Raw genomic sequence first — 19,908 nt, 5'->3', positions numbered from 1 at the left:
CTGGCCATAGTCACGGGTGGTAGGTCTTGCCTTCGGCGTCCGCTTTGGCCTTGGCCGGGCTGTCAGCGAACAGGTCGTTCATCTTGGTCGGCAGATTGGGCTGCACATACCAGTCGGCCGGGAAATCGGCGGCATGCGGGCCGTCGATATTGCGGTTGACCAGGCCGGAACTGGTCTTGCGCGTATAGGGCACAACATGCGCGCCCTGGTTGTTGGCGAGCTGGTCGAACAGCGCCTTGCGCAGGGTGATCTTGGTATCCAACCACTTGGGATCCTGGATCAGATTGTGCATCTCGTCCGGATCGGTCTTGAGGTCGTACAGTTCCTCCAGATCCCACACGCCATGATATTGGATATATTTCACCCGGTCGCGCTCGATCGCGAAGGTGGTGGGGGTCTGCGGAAAACTCCATTCCCAATAATATTCATAGACGAAATCGCCGGGGTTCCAGGTCTTTTCGTCAATCTTGCCCTCGGCGACGGGCAGGAAGCTCTTCCCCTCCATCTGTGCGGGTTTCGCCACATGGGCGATGTCGAGGAAGGTCGGCGCCAGGTCCAGGTTGCGCACGACCGCGGGGTTGGTCACCCCCTTTGGCACCATGCCGGGCGCCCAGACGATCATCGGCACGCGCACAGACGGTTCATAGGCGTTGCGCTTGTCGATCAGGCCATGTTCGCCGATCAGGAAGCCGTTGTCGGAATAGAAGACGACCATCGTATTTTTATCGAGATGGTTCTTCTTCAGATACGCCAGGATGCGACCCAGGCTCTCATCCACGGGGGAAAGGGTGCGATAATAGTCGCGCACCTGCTCCGTCATGGGATTGTTGGTGTGATAGGGGAAGTCGGCGCCGTGCCAGCTGTTGCGCTGGTTCCGGACCCATAGCGGTTTGCCCGCATTATTTTCCGGCGTGTCCGCCATGCTGGCGGGCAGCTTGATCTGAAGGTCGCCATATTGCGCCTTGTAGCGATCGGGCGGCAGCGGATCGCTATGGACCGCCTTGTGGCTCAGATAGAGGAAGAAGGGTTTGGACGGATCGCGCCCCTTCTCCAGCCAATCCATCGCATAATCGGTCAGTTCGTCGGTGATATAGCCGGTGCGCTTTACATGCGCGCCATCGACGTTGAGCATCTGCCGCTCGCCCGCCGCGATTTTTTCGGGACTGAGCTGTTCGGTCGGGAAATAGGCGCCTTGCCCCTTGAAGCTGACCCATTTGTCGAAGCCCGGGCGGGGGGCGTCGGTATCGAAGCCCATATGCCATTTACCGAAGAAGCCGGTCTGATAGCCCGCTGCCTGAAGATATTTGGGGAAGAAGGTCAGCCCTTCTTCGGAACTGTTATTATTGTCCACCACGCCATGGTTGCGCGCGGTCTGGCCGGTCAGGATAGTCGCGCGGCTGGGCGAGCAGAGCGAGGAGGTGACGACGGCATTGGGGAAATAGACGCCGTCCCTGGCCAGCCGGTCGATATTGGGCGTCTGGAGGCCCGGCGTCAGGAAGCCCATCGCGTCGTAACGCAGATCGTCCACCAGCACGAAGATCATGTTTGTGGGCTTCGGCTGCGGCGCGTTCACCGGCTTGGCGAAGGCGCCCGGACCCAGCAGGGTGCAGGCGGCGATCGCGGCGGCGCGCAGCGCGCGACGGGCGTGGGTCATGGACGGGTTCCCTTCTTGTCCCGGATGATGCAGCGAAAACCGATATGGCTGGTGGCGCTGTCCACTGCCTGCGCATGGCGGGCGGCGGGGCGATAGCGCTGGCAATAATTGGGCGCGCATAGATGCGATCCGCCCTTCAATACCTTCCGCGGGATGGCGATGCCGGGCGTGGCGGGATCGAAACTCTCGCGCTTCGTGCCGCCGCGGGGATTGGCCGGGACGCAGCAGCTGCCCTTGGCCTTGCGCTCGACGCGCGGTTGGGCGAACCAGTCGGTCGTCCATTCCCAGACATTGCCGATCATGTCGTACAGGCCATGGCCGTTGGCGGGGTAGGTGCGCACCGGGGATGTGCGCTCATAGCCGTCCTCCAGCGTGTTGCCATAGGGGAAGGCGCCCTGCCAGTAATTGGCCATCATCGCGCCTTCCGGTGCCAGTGCGTTGCCCCAGGCATAGTCCGCGGCGTCCAGCCCGCCGCGCGCGGCATATTCCCATTCCGCCTCGGTCGGCAGCGCCTTGCCCGCCCAATTCGCATAGGCCTCCGCATCGGCAAAGGCGACATGGACGACGGGATGATCCTCCAGTCCCTCGATCCGGCTGTCCGGTCCATGGGGATGGCGCCAGTCGGTACCAAAGCTGAACTGCCACCACTGGCTGTAATCGTCGAGCGACACCGGGCCGCCCGTGCGCTGGAACAGCAGCGATCCAGCCTGTGCCATCGCCGGGTCCATGCCGGGATAGTCCTTGGGGTCGGGCGCGATTTCCGCCAGCGTGACATGACCGGTCGCTGCCACGAAGCGGGCGAAGTCCCGGTTGGTGACGGGCGTTTCGTCGATCCGGAAGCCGTCCACCTGCACCCGGCGCACCGGCGCTTCCTCCGGGTAGAATCGGTCCGACCCCATCAGGAAGGTGCCGCCGGGCAGATGGATCATGCCGTCCGTCACTGGGCGGACGCCTTGAGGACGATACCGGCGCCGCGCGGATAGGCGGGGGCGGGGCCATCATCGGGCAGGTCGGGGCTTTGCGCCTCGACATCGGCCATGGAGCGGGGGAGCGAGAAGGGCATATGGCCTTTTGCCACTGCGCGCCCGGTGACGACATCCAGCACCGCGGCATCGCTGGCGCCGAAGGTGACGAGAATCGCGCGGGCCATCGGCTCGATCGCGGTCAGGATGGCCGGGCGGTCCATCTCCACGGCGACGATGGTGGGGACATGGGCGGCGGCGCGGCGAAGCGCCTGCACATCCTTGTCGTCGGCGCGGAAATCGAGCCGCCCCTCATGCTGGCGCGCGCCGAAGAAATGATGCGGGTGCAGCGTTTCGGACGGGGTAGCGGTGCGAATGAGGGCGATGTCGGCCTGTGCAGGGTCTGCGACCACGGTGAAGTCGGCGGCACGGGCGGCGGCGGCATCGACATTGTGCAGCCAGATGCGCTTGCCCGGCGCGACCGGCAGGATGGCGGCGTCGTTGCGCAGCAGCACCTGGCTGGCGCGCTGGACCGCGTCCGCCTGCCCTTGAGCCTGCGGGTTGCCGACGATGCGGGCTGCGGCGGCTTCATCGACATAGGGGTTGTCGAACAGCCCCTGTTCGAACTTCAGGCGCAGCACGCGACGGACGGATTCGTCGATCCGCTTTTCGCTGACGAGACCCTTGGCGAGCGCGTCCAGGATCGGGGCGGGATCGTTCGCGCCGCCAAACTGGTCGATACCGGCATTCAGCCCCTTGGCGAAGCGGGTCGTCTTGTCGGCCGTTTCCATGCCCCATGGCGTGCCGATCGAGGCGGGCGTCTGCGGATTGGCGGCATCGGGCGCCATGCAGGCTTGCGGGCAATCATTGGTGATCGACCAGTCGGAGACGATCAGGCCGGAAAAGCCTTTCTCCCTGCGCAGCAGGCCGGTCAGCATCTGCTTGTTGAAGCCGGCGGCGACCGGTTCGATCGGCTGGCCTGCGATCTTGGGCCCATGAACGATGACATAGGTGGGCATGACGCCGGCGCTGTGGGCGGCCAGGCTGTCGTCGAAGGCGCGGATATGCTGGGCGAAGGATGCGTCGGTCAGCCGTGCGTTGCGGCCATAATGATTGTGGCCGTCAAAGCCTTCGGGTTCGGCGCCATAGCCGACCCAATGCTTGACCACGGTCGCGACGCCATCGGGGCGGACGCCGGTGCGGCCATGCTGGAAGCCGTCCACATAGGCGCCGGCAAGGCGGGAGACTTCGGCCGGATCGGACCCGAAGGTGGCGGCGAAGCGCGGCCAGCGCGGTTCGGTGGCAAGGTCCGCCTGCGGCGATAGCGCCATATGAATGCCGACGGCGCGATATTCCTGCCGGGCGATGTCGCCGAAGCGGCGCACGGTTTCCGTGTCGCCCAGCGCGGCAAAGCCCAGCGTGTCGGGCCAGAGCGAGAAGCCGCCGCCGGTGGTGCTGGCGCCCAATGTCGCCTGGAAATGATGGCGCGGATCGGTGCTGATCGTGACGGGGATGCCCAGGCGGCCGGCCTCCGCCAGTTTCTGTACCGCGTTATTTTGCGCGGCGAGGTCGGACGGCGACACGACGAGGCGGGTGATGAAGCTGCTGATGTGGCGATCATTGAGCAGCTTGGTGGTCGCATCGGCATCATAGGCCTTGCCTGCGAAGCCGATCGCGGAACCGGGCGTCGGCAGCGTGCCGTGCAACAGCATGCCGGCCTTTTCCGCCAGCGTCATCTGCTTCAGCAGATCCTCGACCCGCGCGTCGATGGGCGCGCGGCTATCCTCATACCGGTCGACCCGACCATTATGGTTGAGGTCGCGCCAGCCCTTGGGCGGTGACGCGGCGGCGCCCAGCGCGAGCGCGAAAAGCGATGCCGCGGCGATCCTGCGGGGGCTTACCATGTCAGTTGTTCCTTCCCGCAAAAAGCATCGACCGGGCTGTTCCCGGTAAAGGGCGCTTCACCCACCAGTCGCTCCACCAATGCCGTCTGCACGTCGGGCAGTGAGGCATAGGCGTTGATATAGGTCGCGAAATTGGGCGCGTCATACAGATAATAGGGCTGGCCGAAGGAGACGAGCAGCGTCGGGATTTCCCGGTTGAACTGGATCATCCCGTTGCGCGGACTGGCGTGCAGCTTGGCAAAGTCGAGGAAGATATGGCTGAGCGAGGGCGTCGCTTCCTGCCCGATCAGATAGAGGATGAGGTCGGTATCCCCCGACGTCGGCATCGCTTCGGGATCGAAATGGCGGATGGTGAAGCCCCGGCTTTCCAGGCCAGCGATCAACGGCGTGAAATCGCGTTCGGGCGCGCCGGAAAAGAAGCTGGACCCTTCGTCCGAAATGATGACCAGGCGCTTGTGCCTGTCCGGCGCGATCGGGATCAGCGCTTCGCGATCCTTGACCAGGGTAATGCTGGCGGCGCAGGCCCGCGCAGCCCTGTCCAGATGGGCGGGCTGGCGCAGCAGGGAGCGGGTCTGCTCGATCGGCGCGATGCGCTCGTCCGGGGTCATGCGGTGCAGGCCGAGCTTCGCCTTCAGCATCAGGAAGCGGGTGACGGCGTCGTGGAGGCGCTGTTCCGACAGGCGGCCCTCGCGAAGGCCCTGCACCATGAGGTCCATGTCGGCCACCGGATCGCGGCTGAACAGGAAGACGTCGCAGCCGCCCTCGATAACGGCGGGGACGGCCTCGGCCCGGTCCATCCAGCTGGTGAGACCTCCCATGACGGTGGCGTCGGACACGATCAGCCCGCGGAAGCCCAGCTCGCCGCGCAGCAGGTCATGATTGAGCAGGCGCGAGACGGAGGCCGGTTCGAAGGCCTGCGCGCCCGCGTGCGGCATCTTTTCGCGGATATAGGCGGGCAGGGCGATATGGGCGGACATGATCGTCATCACGCCATCATCGACCAGCGTGCCATATATGCGGCCGAAGGTCGCGCGCCATTCGTCCATGTCCATGTCGTTGACGCTGGTGACGAGATGCTGGTCGCGATCGTCCAGCCCATCGCCCGGCCAATGCTTGGCGCACGCCGCCACGCCCTGTGCCTGCAAGGCGCGGACATAGGCGCGCGCCTGCGCCAGGATGCGGTCGGGATCGGCGCCATAGGAACGGGTGCCGACCACCGCATTGCGGAAGGCGCGATTGATATCGACGACGGGGGTGAAGGACCAGTTATAGCCCAGCGCCCGGCTTTCCTGCCCGACGATGTGGGCAAGATCGGCGCTCAGCGTGAGGTCGTCGCAAGCGGCGATGCCCATCTGGTTAGGGATGGCGGTTGTGAAGGGCGCGCTGACCGTGCCGCCTTCTATATCGCCCGACAGGATCAGCGGAACTTCCGATCGTTCCACCGCATGGCGCGTGGCGGTCCATGCCGCGTCGATATCATGCGTCGGGAAGCGATGGATGCCGCCCGGTGCATGACCGAGCAGGCCGTCGGTTTCCGCGATGCTGTCATGCCGGGCGGACAGGACGAAAAGCTGTGCGATCTGCGCCTCGACGCTCATCGCATCGCGGGTTTTTTCCACCCAGGCCATGTCCTCCGGGGAGAGGGCAAGAGGACCGGCGCCGGGTGAAAGGGGGGAAGTCGGATTGTGAATGATGCTGCTCATTTCGGATCGGTGAAGGCGTCATCGCGGCGGCCGCGCCGCGAAAAGTGCGGGCGGTTCGGCAAGGGCGCGGCGGCAAGGCACCGCCGCGCCCCCAGGATCAGAACTTCACGCCAAGCGTGGCGCCGAAGTAACGGTCGGCATCCTTGTTGAACGTGCCGACCAGATCATAATTGCCGCCCAGGAAGGATGTGTGGCCGATGCTGGTCAGATAGTTTTCGTCGAACAGATTTTTGACGAACAGGGTCAGGCTGTAGCGGCCGTCAATCTGCTTCACGCCGATGCTGGCATCGACCAGCGTATAGGCCGGCTGCTCCAGCAGCGGGTCTTGCTCGACAGAGAAGTTCATGGCGCTCTGGAAGTTGACGCCCACCTGCGCGAAGCCGGCATAGTCGGTGCCGGGAATCTGCGCTTCGTAACGGGGGGCGATGCTGATCTTCCACTTGGGGCTGACCGGCAGGGTGGCGCCGCGCAGATTTTGCGTCGGGGTCACCCCTGCTCCCGTGCGATAGCAGACGTTGATCGGCGTGCCGGTCATGACCGGTGCCGTCGCGGCGATCTGCTGCGGACAGTTCAGGCCATCGATATCGATCTTCGCATCGGAATAGGTGACGGCGCCGGTCAGGCTGAAATGATCGTCGGGACGCACGGTCGCCTCGATCTCGAAGCCCTTGGTGCGCGACTTGCCGGCGTTGGTCGATACGAACTGCACCACGCCCGACGCGATGTCGGAGCGGTTCGCCTGCACCTGAAGATTGGTATAGTCGGCAAGGAAGAGGGCGGTGGTGACGCTGAGCACGCCATCGGCGGTGCGCCCCTTGAAGCCCACTTCATAGGCATTGACATGTTCCGGCTCCAGCACGGTCTGATCGGCCAGGTTGGTGGAGATTTCCATGTCATAGCCCAGCCCCTTGTAGCCGCGGGTATAGCTGCCATAGAGTTGCGCATTGCGGCTGAATTCATATTGCAGGCCCGCCTTGCCGGTGACGGCGGTGTCGCTGGCGCTGATCGAACCGCTGGTCGATGCGTTGCCGGGGAAGATCACGTCGCCTGCCACGATCGGTGCGGTACGGGTGCCGCTGTTGGTGCCCTTTTCATATTGCACGCGCAGGCCGCCGATCGCCTTCAGGCCGCCCACGATGCGATAGTCGACCTGGCCAAATGCGGCGATGCTGTCCTGCTTCAGGCGAACGTCGCTCCTGGCCGATTGCCATATGATGTTGCTCGTGGCGCAGGGCTGGCCGAAGGTGCCGGCGGTGCAGCGGGCGCGGCGGCGATCGAACGGCCGTTCGATGTCGGAATGCATGTAGAAGACGCCGGCGACATAGTTGAGGTCGCTATTGCCATTATTGGCGATGCGCAGTTCCTGGCTGAAGGCGTCCAGGTCAACGATGCCATGGTTCTGGCTGAAATAGGCATAGGTGGCGCTGCTGCCTACGAACAACGGCACATTGCTGTTGATGCGTTCGATCGGCTGGTTCACGTCCAGATGATATTTCTGGTAGGCGGAAATGGAGGTGACGGTCGCGCCGCCCAGATCCCAATCGGCCTGCAACGAATAGGTCTGCTGCTTGCTGTTGGAATAGGTCACGCTTTCATCGTTCAACGTGCGGTTTTCGCGCGTCGCGTTGATCGGGCCGACCAGCGACTGGAGGTTCGGATTGGTGATCGCGATCCAGGTGGAGGCGCAGCAATCCGCATCCGTCTTGCGATATTCGCCCGCGAACAGCAGGTTCAGATTCTCGGTCGCATCCCATTCCAGCTTGCCGCGCACGCCCCAGCTCTTGGACCCATTGTCCCAGCTACCGGTGGCGATATTGCGAGCGACGCCCCGCACATCATTGTAGAAGCCGGTGACGCGGGCGCGCAGCGTGTCGCTGATCGGGCCGGACACGGTGCCACGGGCGCGATATTCGCCATGCTCGGCGATCGTCGCTTCGCCCTTGCCCTCAAACTCGCGCGAGGGGCGGGCGGTGGTGACGCTGATGACGCCCGCGGTCGCATTCTTGCCGAACAGCGTGCCCTGCGGGCCGCGCAGCACTTCAACCCGCTCGATATCGGCCAGGTCGGTGAAGCCCTGCGTCTGGCGCACGGCGACGACGCCATCGACGACGGTGGAAACGGAGGATTCGACGCCTTGGCCGAACAGCGCAGTGCCGATGCCGCGGATGCGGAAGCTGCTGTTGGTGGGGGTCGCGCCCTGCTGGAACGTCAGCGAAGGGACGGCCTGCACCAGCGAGCTGCTATCGTTGATCTGGCGATTGGCCAGCGCGTCGGCGCCCACGGCCGTCACGGCCAACGGTACGTCCTGCAAGCGTTCGGCGCGCTTCTGCGCGGTGACGACGATGTCGGTGCCATCCAGCGGGGTCTGCGGCGCGGCGTCCTGCGCCATCGCGGCGGCAGGGGCCAGGGCGATGCCCAGGCTGAATGCGGACACCGCGGCGCGGCGCATCGTTATGGTCTTGGAAAAACGCATATATCCTCCCCTGATCCGCACCGTTTTGGCGTGCGGTTGTGCAACTGGTCCGACCAGCGGTTTGACCGCTTGGTTGTAGCGCTAAATCTTCCGCAGTGACGGCAATGTCAACAGCAATATTTTAGCGCTACATTTTCCCGTCATGTTGCGGATTTCCTGCAACAGGGGCCTTCGACGCCATTTGCAACCGCAGGGAATATAGCGTTAAACATCTGGCCAAGGTGCAGGGTGCGCCGGTCAGGGAGTCGCCAGATATGGCCCGTTCGGGGCGTCGTGCCAGTCAGGCCATTACCATTCAGACCGTCGCGGATCATGCCGGCGTGTCGGCCATGACCGTGTCCAATGTGCTCAACAACAGCAGCAAGGTACGGCAAAGCACGCGCGATACGGTGATGGCGGCGGTGCGTGAGCTCAATTATGTGCCCAACATGGCGGCGCGGTCGCTGGCCAGCGCCAGCGCGACGCGAATCGGTCTGCTTTACCGCAATATCGAAAATGCGTTTTTGAGTTCCATATTGGTAGGCGCGCTGGACGCGACGAGCCGGCTGGGCGCGCAACTGTTGCTGCGCCCGCTGGAAAGCGGCGACCCCAGGGAAATCGCACAGCAGATGCAGGGTATGGTGGAAAATGGCGCGCATGCGATCCTGATCGTGCCGCCCTATTGCGAGGTTGCCAATCGCCACGGCCTGACCCGCGACTTTCCGGTGCCGGTCGTGGCCATGTCGCCGGGTGACGCACTGCCGGGCGATCATTGCGTGCGGATCGACGATTTCGGCGCCGCGCTGGACATGACCGCCTATCTGATCGGCCTGGGCCATCGGGACATCGGCTTCATTCGCGGCGGCGCAGGGCACCTCATCCACCGTACCCGCTGCGAAGGCTATCAGGCGGCGCTGCGGGCGGCGGGGCTTCCGATCCGGCCGGAATTGATCGCGACCGGGGATATGAGCTTTGAATCGGGGCTGGTCGCGGGCGCGGCGTTGCTGGACCTGCCCGACCGGCCGACCGCCATCTTCGCCAGCAATGACGACATGGCCGCCGCGATCGTCTCACTGGCGCATCGGCGCGGGCTGGACGTGCCGCGCGACTTGTCCGTCGCGGGGTTCGACGACACGCCGATCGCGGTAAAGATCTGGCCGTCGCTCACCACGGTCAAGCATCCGGGCAAGCAGATTTCGGCGCAGGCCGCGACGTTGGCGATCAATCTGGCGCGTAACGGGGCAGGGGGCGCAGAGCGAGTGAACGACTATTTGGCCCATGAACTGGTGATCCGCGAGTCGGTGGCGCCACCGCCGGCTACAACCATTTCAGCTTCTTGAACCGGGTATAGAGCAGGGTGCAGATCACGGCGATCACGCCCAGCACCACCGGATAGCCGTAGCGGCTCCGCAGCTCGGGCATATGTTCGAAATTCATGCCATATATGCCGGCGATCGCAGTCGGCACCGCCAGGATCGCGGCCCAGGCGGCCAGTTGCCGGGTGATGTCGCCGGTGCGCTGCTGCTCCAGCAGATTGCTGGATTCGAATACGCTGTTCAGGATCTCGCGCAGATCGTCCACCATCGTCTGCACCCGGCGGACATGGTCGCGCACATCGCTGAAATAGGGGCGGGCTTCCGGGTCGATGCAGGGCAGGTCCATCTTGACGAACTTGGTCGCCACCTCCTGCATCGGCAGCAGGATGCGCTGGAACCGGATCAACTGGCGGCGCAGGCTGAAGATGCGGGTAATGTCCTCGCGGCGCAGGAAATGGTCGATCATCCGCTGTTCCATCTCCAGCACTTCCTCCTCTATCCCCTCGATGATCGGCAGATAGCCATCGACGATGAAGTCGATGATGGCATGCAGCACATAGTCCACGCCTTGCGCCAGACGGGATGGCACCGCCTCCAATTCTTCCCGCAGGGCCAGATGGGCGCGGGCGGACCCATGGCGCACGCTGATGATATGATTATGCCCCAAGAAGAGTGCGGTTTCGCCGTAGCAGATGGCATCGCCCTCGACATGGGCGGTGCGCGTGACGACGAACAGCTGGTCGCCATAAATGTCGATCTTGGGCAACTGATTCGCCTTGATCGCATCCTCCACCGCCAGCGGATGCAGCCCGTAGGTGCGGGCCAGTATCTGCATTTCCGCCTCGGTCGGTTCCGCAACACCGATCCAGATGAATTCGGACTTGTCGGGCGCACAGTCGATTCGCTCGTCGATCGCCACCGGGCGGACCCGCTGGCCGTTGCGATAGAGATAGGCGGCGACGACGGTCATGACGTGGTGTTTCCCTTTGGTTTCGGGTGCCTAGCAGACAATTTCGGCGCCGTCGCGCCCTTCGCCGCACCGAAGTTTCGGCCCATATGATTTTTGCTGAAGGGGCTGGCGATTGACTTGCCCATGACATAGTTCGGGCCGAAAGGGGCGCATGGAAAAACGCGCGGCGCAGGCTTGGAGGGGGCATGCCGCGCGACAATATGGAGCTGTGCCTTGCACATCACGACCATCGATTTCGAGGCGTCCTGCCTGCCACGCCATGGACGGTCCTTCCCGATCGAAGTGGGGATAGCCGATGGCGATATGTCGCGCAGCTGGCTGATTCGCCCGCATGACGACTGGGCCGGCTGGGACTGGACACCCGAAGCCGAGGCGTTGCACGGCCTGAGCCGCGAACGGATCGCGTATGAAGGTCTGCCGGCATCGGTGGTGCTTGCCGAGCTGATCGCCGCCACGCAGGGGCATCGGGTCATCGCCGACAGCCTGATCGACCAATATTGGCTCGATACGCTGGCAGCCGCAGCGGGCGTGCCGTCGCCCTTCACCATCCAGCATGTCGCCACCTTGTTCGACGAGGAACAAGCGGACGAGGCCCGCGTGGGCGCGGCCGTGGCCTTTGCCGACGGGCGGGGGGCGACCCGGCATCGCGCAGCGGGCGATGCCCTGTGGCTGTCTGCGCTGATCGGCCATGTTCGCGGCATGGTAGCGCCTATGCCCAATCCGATATTGCTGGCAGCGCAATGAATCATTGCCTGAAACCGAACTTCAGCAATGATTTGTTACGTTCGGCAAATTGCGGAGACATTTGCCAGCCTTAATCCTCTGTCATCCGTATCTGCCCGGCCAAGATGGCGCAGATCGCCCATGACGCAGAGGAGACATCCATGTTCCTGATCCTGGCATCCAGCGTGGCGGCGCTTGCCGCTGCCCCCGGCACCATCCACAGCACCGACATAAGCCATGGCGCGCAGGCCTATACGGCCAGCTATCACGCCCAGCCGGCAATCAGCCTGCGAGAGGTGGAACCCCGCTTCGCCAATCGTGGCGCGATCCCGGTTTGCCGCTGGCAGGCCGACGTCTCCGTGACCCGATCGGTCGCTGCCCAGGGTCAGGCGATCCCGGCCTTTGGCAAGGCGATCCATCGCTTCGCCCCGCTGTCGGGCAGCTATGCCGGCACCTGCACAGCCGCCCGCCACCAGATCGACGCGCAGGTCGCCCGCTATGCGGCCACCCGGTCGGCCGAAGCCGTCGCCGTCGCGCAGCAGGATCGTGCCGTTTTGGTCAATGAGCTGGATGGCGTGCGCGCGCTGACCAAAGGCGTCGTGAAAGGCGGATGAGTCCACCGCTGATATTGATCGCAGAGACACATCAGGATCTGCGGCAGACGATACGTGAATATCTGGAGCAGAGTGGTTTTCGCGCCCTGCCGGCGGCTTCTGCCCACGATATTTACAGCGCGCTGACCACTACGCCGGTCGGCGCGCTGGTGCTGGATGCGGCGCTGCGCGGACCGGACGGGCTGGACCTGTGCCGCGACGTGCGCGAACGCAGTGACGTGCCCATCATCCTTGTCGCGGCGAACAGTTCGGAGGTCGACCGGGTGGTCGGGCTGGAACTGGGCGCCGACGATTATATGGCGAAGCCCTATTCGCCGCGCGAACTGGCGGCGCGGCTGCGGGCTGTGCTGCGTCGGGGGCGGGGCGAGCGGGCACTGGGTCTGCGTCGCCAGACGGAGGCGATTTTCGAAGGATGGGTGGTGGACTTTGCCCGGCGCGAGGTGACGGACCCCGCCGGACATCAGGTTGATCTGACCGCGGCGGAATTTTCGCTGCTATCGGTCTTCCTCGACCATTCCCAGACGGTGATTGCGCGCGCGCGGCTGATGGAACTGGCAGGGGTGCGCGACACGCCCTCGTCGGACCGCAGCATCGACGTGCTGGTCAGCCGGCTGCGCCGCAAGCTGGGGGAGGGCGGCCGGGCTGCGCCGATTGTTACTGTGCGCGGCGTGGGATATATGTTCAGCGCGGTGGTCGATCGGCGCTGAATGGCAAAGGATTGCGAAAAACCGCCATTTCGGGCGGTTTTTCGCTCGCCGGGCGCTTTCATTGGCCAGACATAGTTTTTAACAATCCCGCTGCGCCGCAGCAAAACCGCTTGTCTATTCTTCACACTATACCGGTCCGCCCCCTGGCCGGAGATAGTCATTCAAAGAAGAGGATAGACTCCATGAACGAGCTTATCGGTCGCGTTTTTGACTTTGAAACCAAGGTTTATCCCAGCGAAAGCACGCTGTACAACCAGCTGGCCAACCATGGCCAAAGCCCCAAGGCGCTGATGATTTCCTGCGCGGATTCGCGCATCGTCCCCGAACAGATCATGCAGGCTGCGCCCGGCGACCTGTTCGTGTGCCGCAATGCCGGCAACATCGTGCCGCCGCATGCCAGCCAGCTGGGCGGCGTGACCGCGACGGTCGAATATGCCGTCATGGTGCTGGGCGTGCGCGACATCATTGTATGCGGCCATAGCGACTGCGGCGCGATGAAGGCACTGGCGACCGACGCCGACCTGACGTCGATGCCGAACGTCGCCGCCTGGCTGCGTCACAGCCATGCCGCGCAGAAGGTGTGCCGCGAAAATTATCCCACGGATCTGAGCGACGCGGAAAAGCTGCGCAACATGGCGCTGGAAAATGTCGTGGTTCAGCTCGCCCACCTGCGCACCCATCCGTCGATCGCGTCGGGCATCGCCCGTGGCGAAATCGCGCTGCATGGATGGTATGTCGACATTCACGCCGGCCAGGTGCTTGGCCTTGACGGCGAAACCGGTCGCTTCTCGCCCCTGCGCGAAGGCCAGCCGATGCCGGTCGCTCTTCCCCACGGCCGTCGCCTCGCCGGCGAATCGGTTTATGCCCAAGCGGCGGAGTAAATCATGCTGAAGGCTCTTTCCGGCGGCAATTTCGGCCGCGATTTCACGGCGTCGATCGTCGTCTTCCTGGTGGCGATGCCGCTTTGCATGGGCATCGCCATTGCGTCCGGCGTGCCGCCGGAAAAGGGTCTTATCACCGGCATCATCGGGGGCATCGTCGTCGGCCTGCTCGCGGGTTCTCCGTTGCAGGTCAGCGGCCCCGCCGCCGGCCTTGCCGTCATCGTCTTTGAAATCGTCCGCGAACAGGGGCTTTCGGCCCTGGGGCCGATCCTGATTCTGGCGGGCGCGATCCAGGTTGTTGCAGGCATGTTGCGGGTCGGCGGCTGGTTTCGCGCCATTTCGCCCGCCGTCGTGCATGGCATGCTTGCGGGCATCGGCGTGCTGATCGTGGTCGGCCAGTTCCATGTGCTGTTCGACGACAAGCCGCTGTCGAGCGGCCTGCACAATCTGATCGCCATGCCCGGCCAGATTCTGGGCCTGTCGAACGGCGATACCGTCACTGCCTTCGCCGTCGGCCTTGTCACCATTTTCAGCATGTTGGGCTGGGAGAAGTTCCGCCCCGCCTCGATGAAGCTGGTGCCCGGCGCACTCGTCGGCGTGGTGGCCGCGACGCTCGTCGCCTTCGCGCTGGGCCTGGACATCGCGCGCGTCGTGGTGCCCGAATCGATCGTCGCGGCGGTCAGCCTGCCCGAACAGGGCCTGCTGGCGCAGTTGCTGAACCCGACCGTCATCACCACGGCCATCGCAATCGCCTTCATCGCCAGCGCCGAAACATTGCTGTCGGCCGCCGCCGTGGATCGCATGCACGATGGTGTGCGGACCAATTACAACAAGGAATTGAGCGCGCAGGGCGTGGGCAACCTGCTCTGCGGCCTTGCCGGCGCGCTGCCGATGACCGGCGTGATCGTCCGTTCGTCGGCCAACGTGCAGGCGGGGGCCAAGACCCGCCTGTCCGCGATCCTGCACGGCATCTGGATTTTGGGCTTCGTGGCCCTGCTGCCCTGGCTGTTGCGGGAAATCCCGATGGCCGCGCTGGCCGGCATCCTCGTCATCACCGGCGTTCGCCTGGTGAGCGTGGCGCACGTCAAGCATCTCTTCCACCTCTATGGTCCGCTGCCTGCGATCGTATGGGCCGCAACGCTGATCTGCGTCGTGACGACCGACCTGCTGACCGGCGTGCTGGTGGGCATCGGCCTGTCGATGCTGGAACTGCTGCCCCACGCGACCCGCCTGCGCCTGAAGGTGGAGGATGAAAGCCGGGGCGAAGCGCATGAAGTGGCGCTGCGCGGTACCGCCACCTTCCTCAGCCTGCCCAAGCTGTCGGCCAAACTGGAATCGCTCCCGACCGCCGGCCTTGTCATCCTGAACGTCGAGCGTCTGGGCCATATCGACCATACTTGCGCCGAAATGCTGCGCGAATGGGTCGATCGCCGGCGCGGGACCGGCGCACCCGTCGAACTGTTCGGTGCGACCGGTCGGATGCGTCAACTGGTCGCCTGATCCCTTCACAACGACATGGGCGACATTTTGAACCGCCGTGCCTTTCCCCCGGGGCATGGCGGTTTCCTTTTGCTCCAATTTGTTAGAAACGAAATAGCAACATAATATTGCCCAAATAGCAAAGAACCGTGCCCTGTATAGCACAGCAGTCCCGATCCGTTCGCAGCTGCGGCAAAAGCAGTTTGCGCGAAGGACAGGACCGAATAGGCCAAGATCATTCGCTGGCATCGGGGACGATCAACAACAGATCCCTGGGCGGCGAATGCAGGACGGAACATTCCAACGTAAAAGGGGAATGTTCATGAAGTACCAAATCGCCTGTGCCGCCCTCGCGCTCCTTTCCAGCGCCCCGGCCTTTGCGCAGGAAGAACCCACCAGCCCCGTGACGGTTACCGGCAGCGTCGGCCTCGTGTCCGATTATCGTTTCCGTGGCGTGTCGCAGTCGGACAAGGCCATGGCCGTGCAGGGGGGCATCACCGCCACGCATGAAAGCGGCGCCTATGTCGGCACCTGGGCGTCGAACCTGGCGGGCTGGGGCACCTTTGGCGGCGCCGGCATCGAACTGGACCTGTTCGCCGGCTATGCAGTTCCGCTGAACGAAACCACCACGCTGGACGTGGGCCTGACCTGGTACATGTATCCGTCGGGTGCGGACGAAACCGATTTCGCCGAACCCTATGTGAAGCTGTCGAGCCAGCTTGGCCCGGTCAAGGCCCTGGTCGGCGTCGCCTATGCGCCCAAGCAGCAGGCGCTGGGCAAATGGTATAATGACGCATTCAGCTATGCTGGCGGCGTCCCCGACAGCCCCGGCAAGAAGAATGACAATTTCTACAGCTGGGTGGACGTCAGTGGCGCGGTTCCCAACACGCCGGTCAGCCTGAAGGCGCATCTGGGCTATTCGAAGGGCAATAGCGGCCTTGGCCCGAACGGCACCTCGGTTGCCCCCACCGGCAAATATATGGACTGGCTAGTCGGCGCGGATGTCGCCATCCCCGGTACGCCGCTCACCCTGGGCGTGGCCTATGTCGATACCGACATCGCCCGCGTCGAGGAAAACTACCTTCGTCCCAACCTGTCGGTGGCGGATGCGGACAACGCCGGCAAGTCGATCGTGCGCAGCCAGGTCGTCTTCTCGCTGACGGCGGCCTTCTGATTCGAAGCCTTGGCTTTGCCTGAAAAAGGGCCGGTCCGACACGATGCGTCGGGCCGGCCCTTTTCGCTGGCGTGACAAATTGTTGCTCCAGTCGCGATTGACCCGTTGGTCGGGGGCGCGCAGTTGACCCTCGATACGGCGCGGCCTATCTCCAAAGCATGACATTTTGTGCGCTGACGCTTTCATGACCGCCCCGTCGATCATCCTCGTCGAAGACGATCCGCCGCTGCGCACGCTGACGGCCCGCGCGCTTCAGGAACATGGCTATCAGGTGCGGCCCGCATCGTCCGGCCCGGAAATGTGGGTGGCCTTCGACGCTGGCCCAGTGGACCTTGTGGTGCTGGACGTCATGCTGCCGGGTACCAACGGCATTGACCTATGCCGCCAGATCCGCCGCAAGAGCGATGTCCCCATCATTTTCATCAGCGCCAAGGGCAGCGAGACGGACCGCATCGTCGGGCTGGAACTGGGCGCGGACGATTACCTTCCCAAACCCTTCGGCACGCGCGAGCTGATCGCCCGCATCCGCGCCATCCTGCGCCGCGTCGGCGTGGAGCGCGGCCCGGACGAGCATCGCGAGAGCGAAGCCCATTTCGACGGCTGGAGCGTCAACTTCCCCCGCCGCGAACTCCGCTCGCCCACCGGCGCGATCGTGGAGTTGACCGGGGCGGAGTTCGACCTGCTCGGTTCCTTCCTCAGCCATCCGCAGCGCGTCATCGCGCGCGAACGGCTGATCGAACTGTCCCGCACCCGCATGGGCGACAGCTCCGACCGCAGCATCGACGTGCTGGTCAGCCGCCTGCGCCGCAAATTGTCCACGCAGGACAAGGGCGCGCCGATCACCACCGTGCGCGGCGTGGGCTATATGTTCAATGCAGAGGTCAGCCGCGCTTGAAACTTCAGTTCAGGGGATCGCTCGGCCTGCTCGGCCGGCTCTGTGCGATCCTGCTGCTGACCGTCACGCTGGAATTTGCCGTCGGCACGCTCGTCTATGAGCGGGCCAGCCATTTGTCGTTGCAGGATGACGAGGCCCGGCGCCTGGCCGAACATCTGGTCATCGCGCGCAAGCTGCTGCTCGAACAACCGCGCAACGAACGTCCCGCGCTTGGCCTGCAACTGACCACCGACCGCTACGATGTCCACTGGTCCCCGGCCGCCCCGCCGCCGCCGCCGCTATCGCCCGAACTGGAGCGGATGCGGCGCCAGATCATCGACTGGGAACCCAGCCTGGAAAAATCCGGCCTGTGGCTGCGCCTGACGCCGGGGCGCCATTCTGAAATCAATGGTGGGCTGCAACTTCATGATGGCAGCTGGCTCTATTTCGGCATGCACCATAGCGGTGGGAAATGGGCCTTCACCATCGGCCGGCTGGGGCTGGCGCTGATCCCGGTATTGGCGCTGCTGCTCGCGGGCCTGCTGCTGATCCGCCGAACGCTGGCCCCGCTGCGCGACCTGACCCATGCGACCCACCGGATCGGTCGCGGCTCCGAAGTGATCGTACCCGAAGCCGGCACCAACGACGTGCGCAACCTCATCACCGCGTTCAACGCGATGCAGGCACGCATGCACCGCCTTATCGACGAGCGTACGGAAACGCTGGCGGCGGTCGGCCATGATCTGCGCACGCCGCTCGCCCGGCTGCAATTGCGGTTGGAAATGGTGAAAGACCCCGAAGTGCAGGACGCCATGGGCGGCGACCTGGCGGAAATGGGCGCGATGCTGGAATCGCTGCTCGCTTTCCTTGGCGGCGAAAAGGATCCCGAACCGCCGGTCCGCACCGACATCGCGGTCAGCATCGCCACCATCGTCGATGCGTTTCAGGATCATGACCAGGATGTGGACTATAACGGGCCGGACCATCTGGAAATGGAAGTGCGCGGCCTGTCGCTGCGCCGGGCAGTGCGCAACCTGATCGAGAATGCGCTTCACTATGGCGATCGCGCCCGCGTGTCGCTGGAGCGCAAGGGCAATGAGGTGCTGATCCGCGTCGATGATGACGGTCCCGGCATCCCGCGTGAGCGGCTGGAGGAAGTGCTCCGGCCCTTCTCCCGCCTGGACGATGCGCGTCAGCGCAATACGCGCGGGCTGGGTCTGGGCCTTGCCATCGTGCAGAAGGCGGTGATGGCGGAGGGCGGCCAGTTCATCCTGGCCAACCGGCCCGAAGGCGGATTGCGCGCCGAAATCTGCCTGTATCTGCCCAGGCAGGCGGGGCGCGGCTAAAAGAGAATCTGTTCGGCCCCAAGCAAAACTCGTTTATCCCTGTCCCCGTCACCACGCTATGCCCCCGGCAATAAGCGCATGAAGGCGGACAAGATGGCAGACGGACAGGACGACGATCGCATCGTCGAGGGGTATTGGGATGTTGACGGGCTGGTCGCGGCGCTGAGCAGCGCGCGCAGCCGCTGGCGGCAATCGCAACGGCATCACGCCGAATATGGCGCCGAGGGCTTCCCCTCTCGCGACAATATGGCGAAGATCACCCAATCGCTCTGCGGCGCGCTCTTTCCCCTGCGGCTCGGCCCCAGCTTCGTGCGCCTCCATAATGAGGACGCCTATGTCGCCGACACGCTGCAAACCGTCCTTAGCCGTCTCCATGGTCAGATCCGGCTGGAGCTTATCTATGCGCTGAAGGGGCAGCCGGTCGAGGCCGTGGACAAGGAAGCGGCGCGGATCATATCGGCCTTTGCCGAAAGCCTGCCGGCATTACGCACCCTGCTCGACACCGATGTCGATGCGGCCTTCCTGGGCGATCCCGCCGCACGCAGCGTGGATGAGGTGCTGATCTGCTACCCGTCGATGCTGGCGATCATCCATCACCGGCTGGCGCATCGTCTCTATGAACTGGGCGCGCCATTGGTGGCCCGCATCGTCTCGGAAATCGCCCATGGAAAGACCGGGATCGACATTCACCCCGGCGCGAAGATCGGCCCGTCCTTCTTCATCGACCATGGCACCGGCGTGGTGATCGGCGAAACCGCGATCGTCGGCGCGCGGGTGCGCCTTTATCAGGGGGTGACGCTGGGCGCGCGCAGTTTCCCGGCGGACGAGAAGGGGCATCTGGAAAAGGCCCTGCCGCGCCATCCGATCATCGAGGATGATGTGGTGATCTACGCCGGCGCGACGGTGCTGGGCCGCATCATCGTGGGCAGCCGCTCGGTCATCGGCGGCAATGTCTGGCTGACCGACAGCGTACCGGCCGACTCCAACGTCCGTCAGGCCAAGGCGCAATATGAAGTGACCAGCCGCGTCCAGGTATCCGCCCCGCACCGCGTCCACGCTTTGGTCGAGGAAGCGACGGACGGGATCGGGGAGAATATCTGAGACCATTTCGAAGGCAGCTGGCACGGCTGCCGGCTGGCATCATGCTCT

At 64.3% G+C, this 19,908-nt stretch carries 16 protein-coding genes; 10 read left to right on the top strand and 6 right to left on the bottom strand.

The features are described from left to right. Positions 1-10: 10 nt before the first annotated feature. The 5 genes from AC07UX_RS08245 to AC07UX_RS08225 all read right to left on the bottom strand — a co-directional run bounded on the left by AC07UX_RS08245 (position 11) and on the right by AC07UX_RS08225 (position 8,696). Positions 11-1,654, bottom strand: coding sequence for a sulfatase family protein (locus AC07UX_RS08245; RefSeq protein WP_495191420.1), 1,644 nt, complete (start codon positions 1,652-1,654; stop codon positions 11-13). Next, complete coding sequence (locus AC07UX_RS08240; protein WP_495191836.1) at positions 1,651-2,583, bottom strand: formylglycine-generating enzyme family protein; 933 nt, start codon at positions 2,581-2,583, stop codon at positions 1,651-1,653. The genes AC07UX_RS08245 and AC07UX_RS08240 overlap by 4 nt, the downstream gene beginning before the upstream one ends. 8 nt (positions 2,584-2,591) lie before the next feature. Continuing rightward, positions 2,592-4,520 (bottom strand): glycoside hydrolase family 3 protein, encoded by a 1,929-nt coding sequence (locus AC07UX_RS08235; RefSeq protein ID WP_495191419.1) that lies wholly within the window; start codon positions 4,518-4,520, stop codon positions 2,592-2,594. Continuing rightward, a complete protein-coding gene (locus tag AC07UX_RS08230) occupies positions 4,514-6,223 on the bottom strand; it encodes a glycoside hydrolase family 3 protein (protein ID WP_495191418.1) in 1,710 nt (569 codons plus the stop codon). Before AC07UX_RS08230 ends, AC07UX_RS08235 begins: the two co-directional genes overlap by 7 nt. A 97-nt stretch (positions 6,224-6,320) precedes the next feature. Further along, complete coding sequence (locus AC07UX_RS08225; RefSeq protein WP_495191417.1) at positions 6,321-8,696, bottom strand: TonB-dependent receptor; 2,376 nt, start codon at positions 8,694-8,696, stop codon at positions 6,321-6,323. A gap of 254 nt (positions 8,697-8,950) precedes the next feature. Here AC07UX_RS08225 and AC07UX_RS08220 point away from each other — a divergent pair, with 254 nt between their 5' ends. Next, positions 8,951-10,015: a LacI family DNA-binding transcriptional regulator gene (locus tag AC07UX_RS08220; protein WP_495191416.1), complete on the top strand. Its 1,065-nt coding sequence runs from the start codon at positions 8,951-8,953 to the stop codon at positions 10,013-10,015. Here the strand turns inward: AC07UX_RS08220 and AC07UX_RS08215 are convergent. Beyond that, positions 9,993-10,961, bottom strand: a complete 969-nt coding sequence (locus AC07UX_RS08215) for a magnesium and cobalt transport protein CorA (protein ID WP_495191415.1) — start codon at positions 10,959-10,961, stop codon at positions 9,993-9,995. The two genes, AC07UX_RS08220 and AC07UX_RS08215, sit on opposite strands and share 23 nt — an antisense overlap. Positions 10,962-11,180: 219 nt before the next feature. Here AC07UX_RS08215 and AC07UX_RS08210 point away from each other — a divergent pair, with 219 nt between their 5' ends. The 9 genes from AC07UX_RS08210 to epsC all read left to right on the top strand — a co-directional run bounded on the left by AC07UX_RS08210 (position 11,181) and on the right by epsC (position 19,860). Further along, positions 11,181-11,705, top strand: a complete 525-nt coding sequence (locus tag AC07UX_RS08210) for a hypothetical protein (protein WP_495191835.1) — start codon at positions 11,181-11,183, stop codon at positions 11,703-11,705. Positions 11,706-11,809: 104 nt separating this feature from the next. Then, positions 11,810-12,298 (top strand): hypothetical protein, encoded by a 489-nt coding sequence (locus AC07UX_RS08205; RefSeq protein WP_495191414.1) that lies wholly within the window; start codon positions 11,810-11,812, stop codon positions 12,296-12,298. Then, positions 12,295-13,005: a response regulator gene (locus AC07UX_RS08200; protein WP_495191413.1), complete on the top strand. Its 711-nt coding sequence runs from the start codon at positions 12,295-12,297 to the stop codon at positions 13,003-13,005. The genes AC07UX_RS08205 and AC07UX_RS08200 overlap by 4 nt, the downstream gene beginning before the upstream one ends. Before the next feature lie 182 nt (positions 13,006-13,187). Next, entirely contained in the window at positions 13,188-13,886 is a 699-nt protein-coding gene (locus tag AC07UX_RS08195; protein WP_495191412.1) for a carbonic anhydrase, read from the top strand. Positions 13,887-13,889: 3 nt separating this feature from the next. Beyond that, a complete protein-coding gene (locus AC07UX_RS08190; RefSeq protein WP_495191411.1) occupies positions 13,890-15,386 on the top strand; it encodes a SulP family inorganic anion transporter in 1,497 nt (498 codons plus the stop codon). Positions 15,387-15,681: 295 nt separating this feature from the next. After that, the gene (locus tag AC07UX_RS08185; RefSeq protein ID WP_495191410.1) at positions 15,682-16,539 is read left to right on the top strand and encodes a TorF family putative porin; all 858 of its coding nucleotides are present in this window, start codon (positions 15,682-15,684) and stop codon (positions 16,537-16,539) included. A 184-nt stretch (positions 16,540-16,723) separates the two neighbouring features. Then, on the top strand, positions 16,724-17,434 hold the full coding sequence (locus AC07UX_RS08180; RefSeq protein WP_056683259.1) for a response regulator: 711 nt from the start codon (positions 16,724-16,726) through the stop codon (positions 17,432-17,434). Next, positions 17,431-18,759: an ATP-binding protein gene (locus AC07UX_RS08175; protein ID WP_495191409.1), complete on the top strand. Its 1,329-nt coding sequence runs from the start codon at positions 17,431-17,433 to the stop codon at positions 18,757-18,759. The genes AC07UX_RS08180 and AC07UX_RS08175 overlap by 4 nt, the downstream gene beginning before the upstream one ends. Positions 18,760-18,852: 93 nt before the next feature. Beyond that, the gene (gene epsC, locus AC07UX_RS08170) at positions 18,853-19,860 is read left to right on the top strand and encodes a serine O-acetyltransferase EpsC (protein WP_495191408.1); all 1,008 of its coding nucleotides are present in this window, start codon (positions 18,853-18,855) and stop codon (positions 19,858-19,860) included. Positions 19,861-19,908 lie beyond the last annotated feature (48 nt).

Source organism: Sphingobium sp. GW821-FHT02B05, from assembly GCF_059421905.1.
Note: the sequence above shows the minus strand (reverse complement) of the source record. Positions and strands in the feature narration are given on the sequence as shown.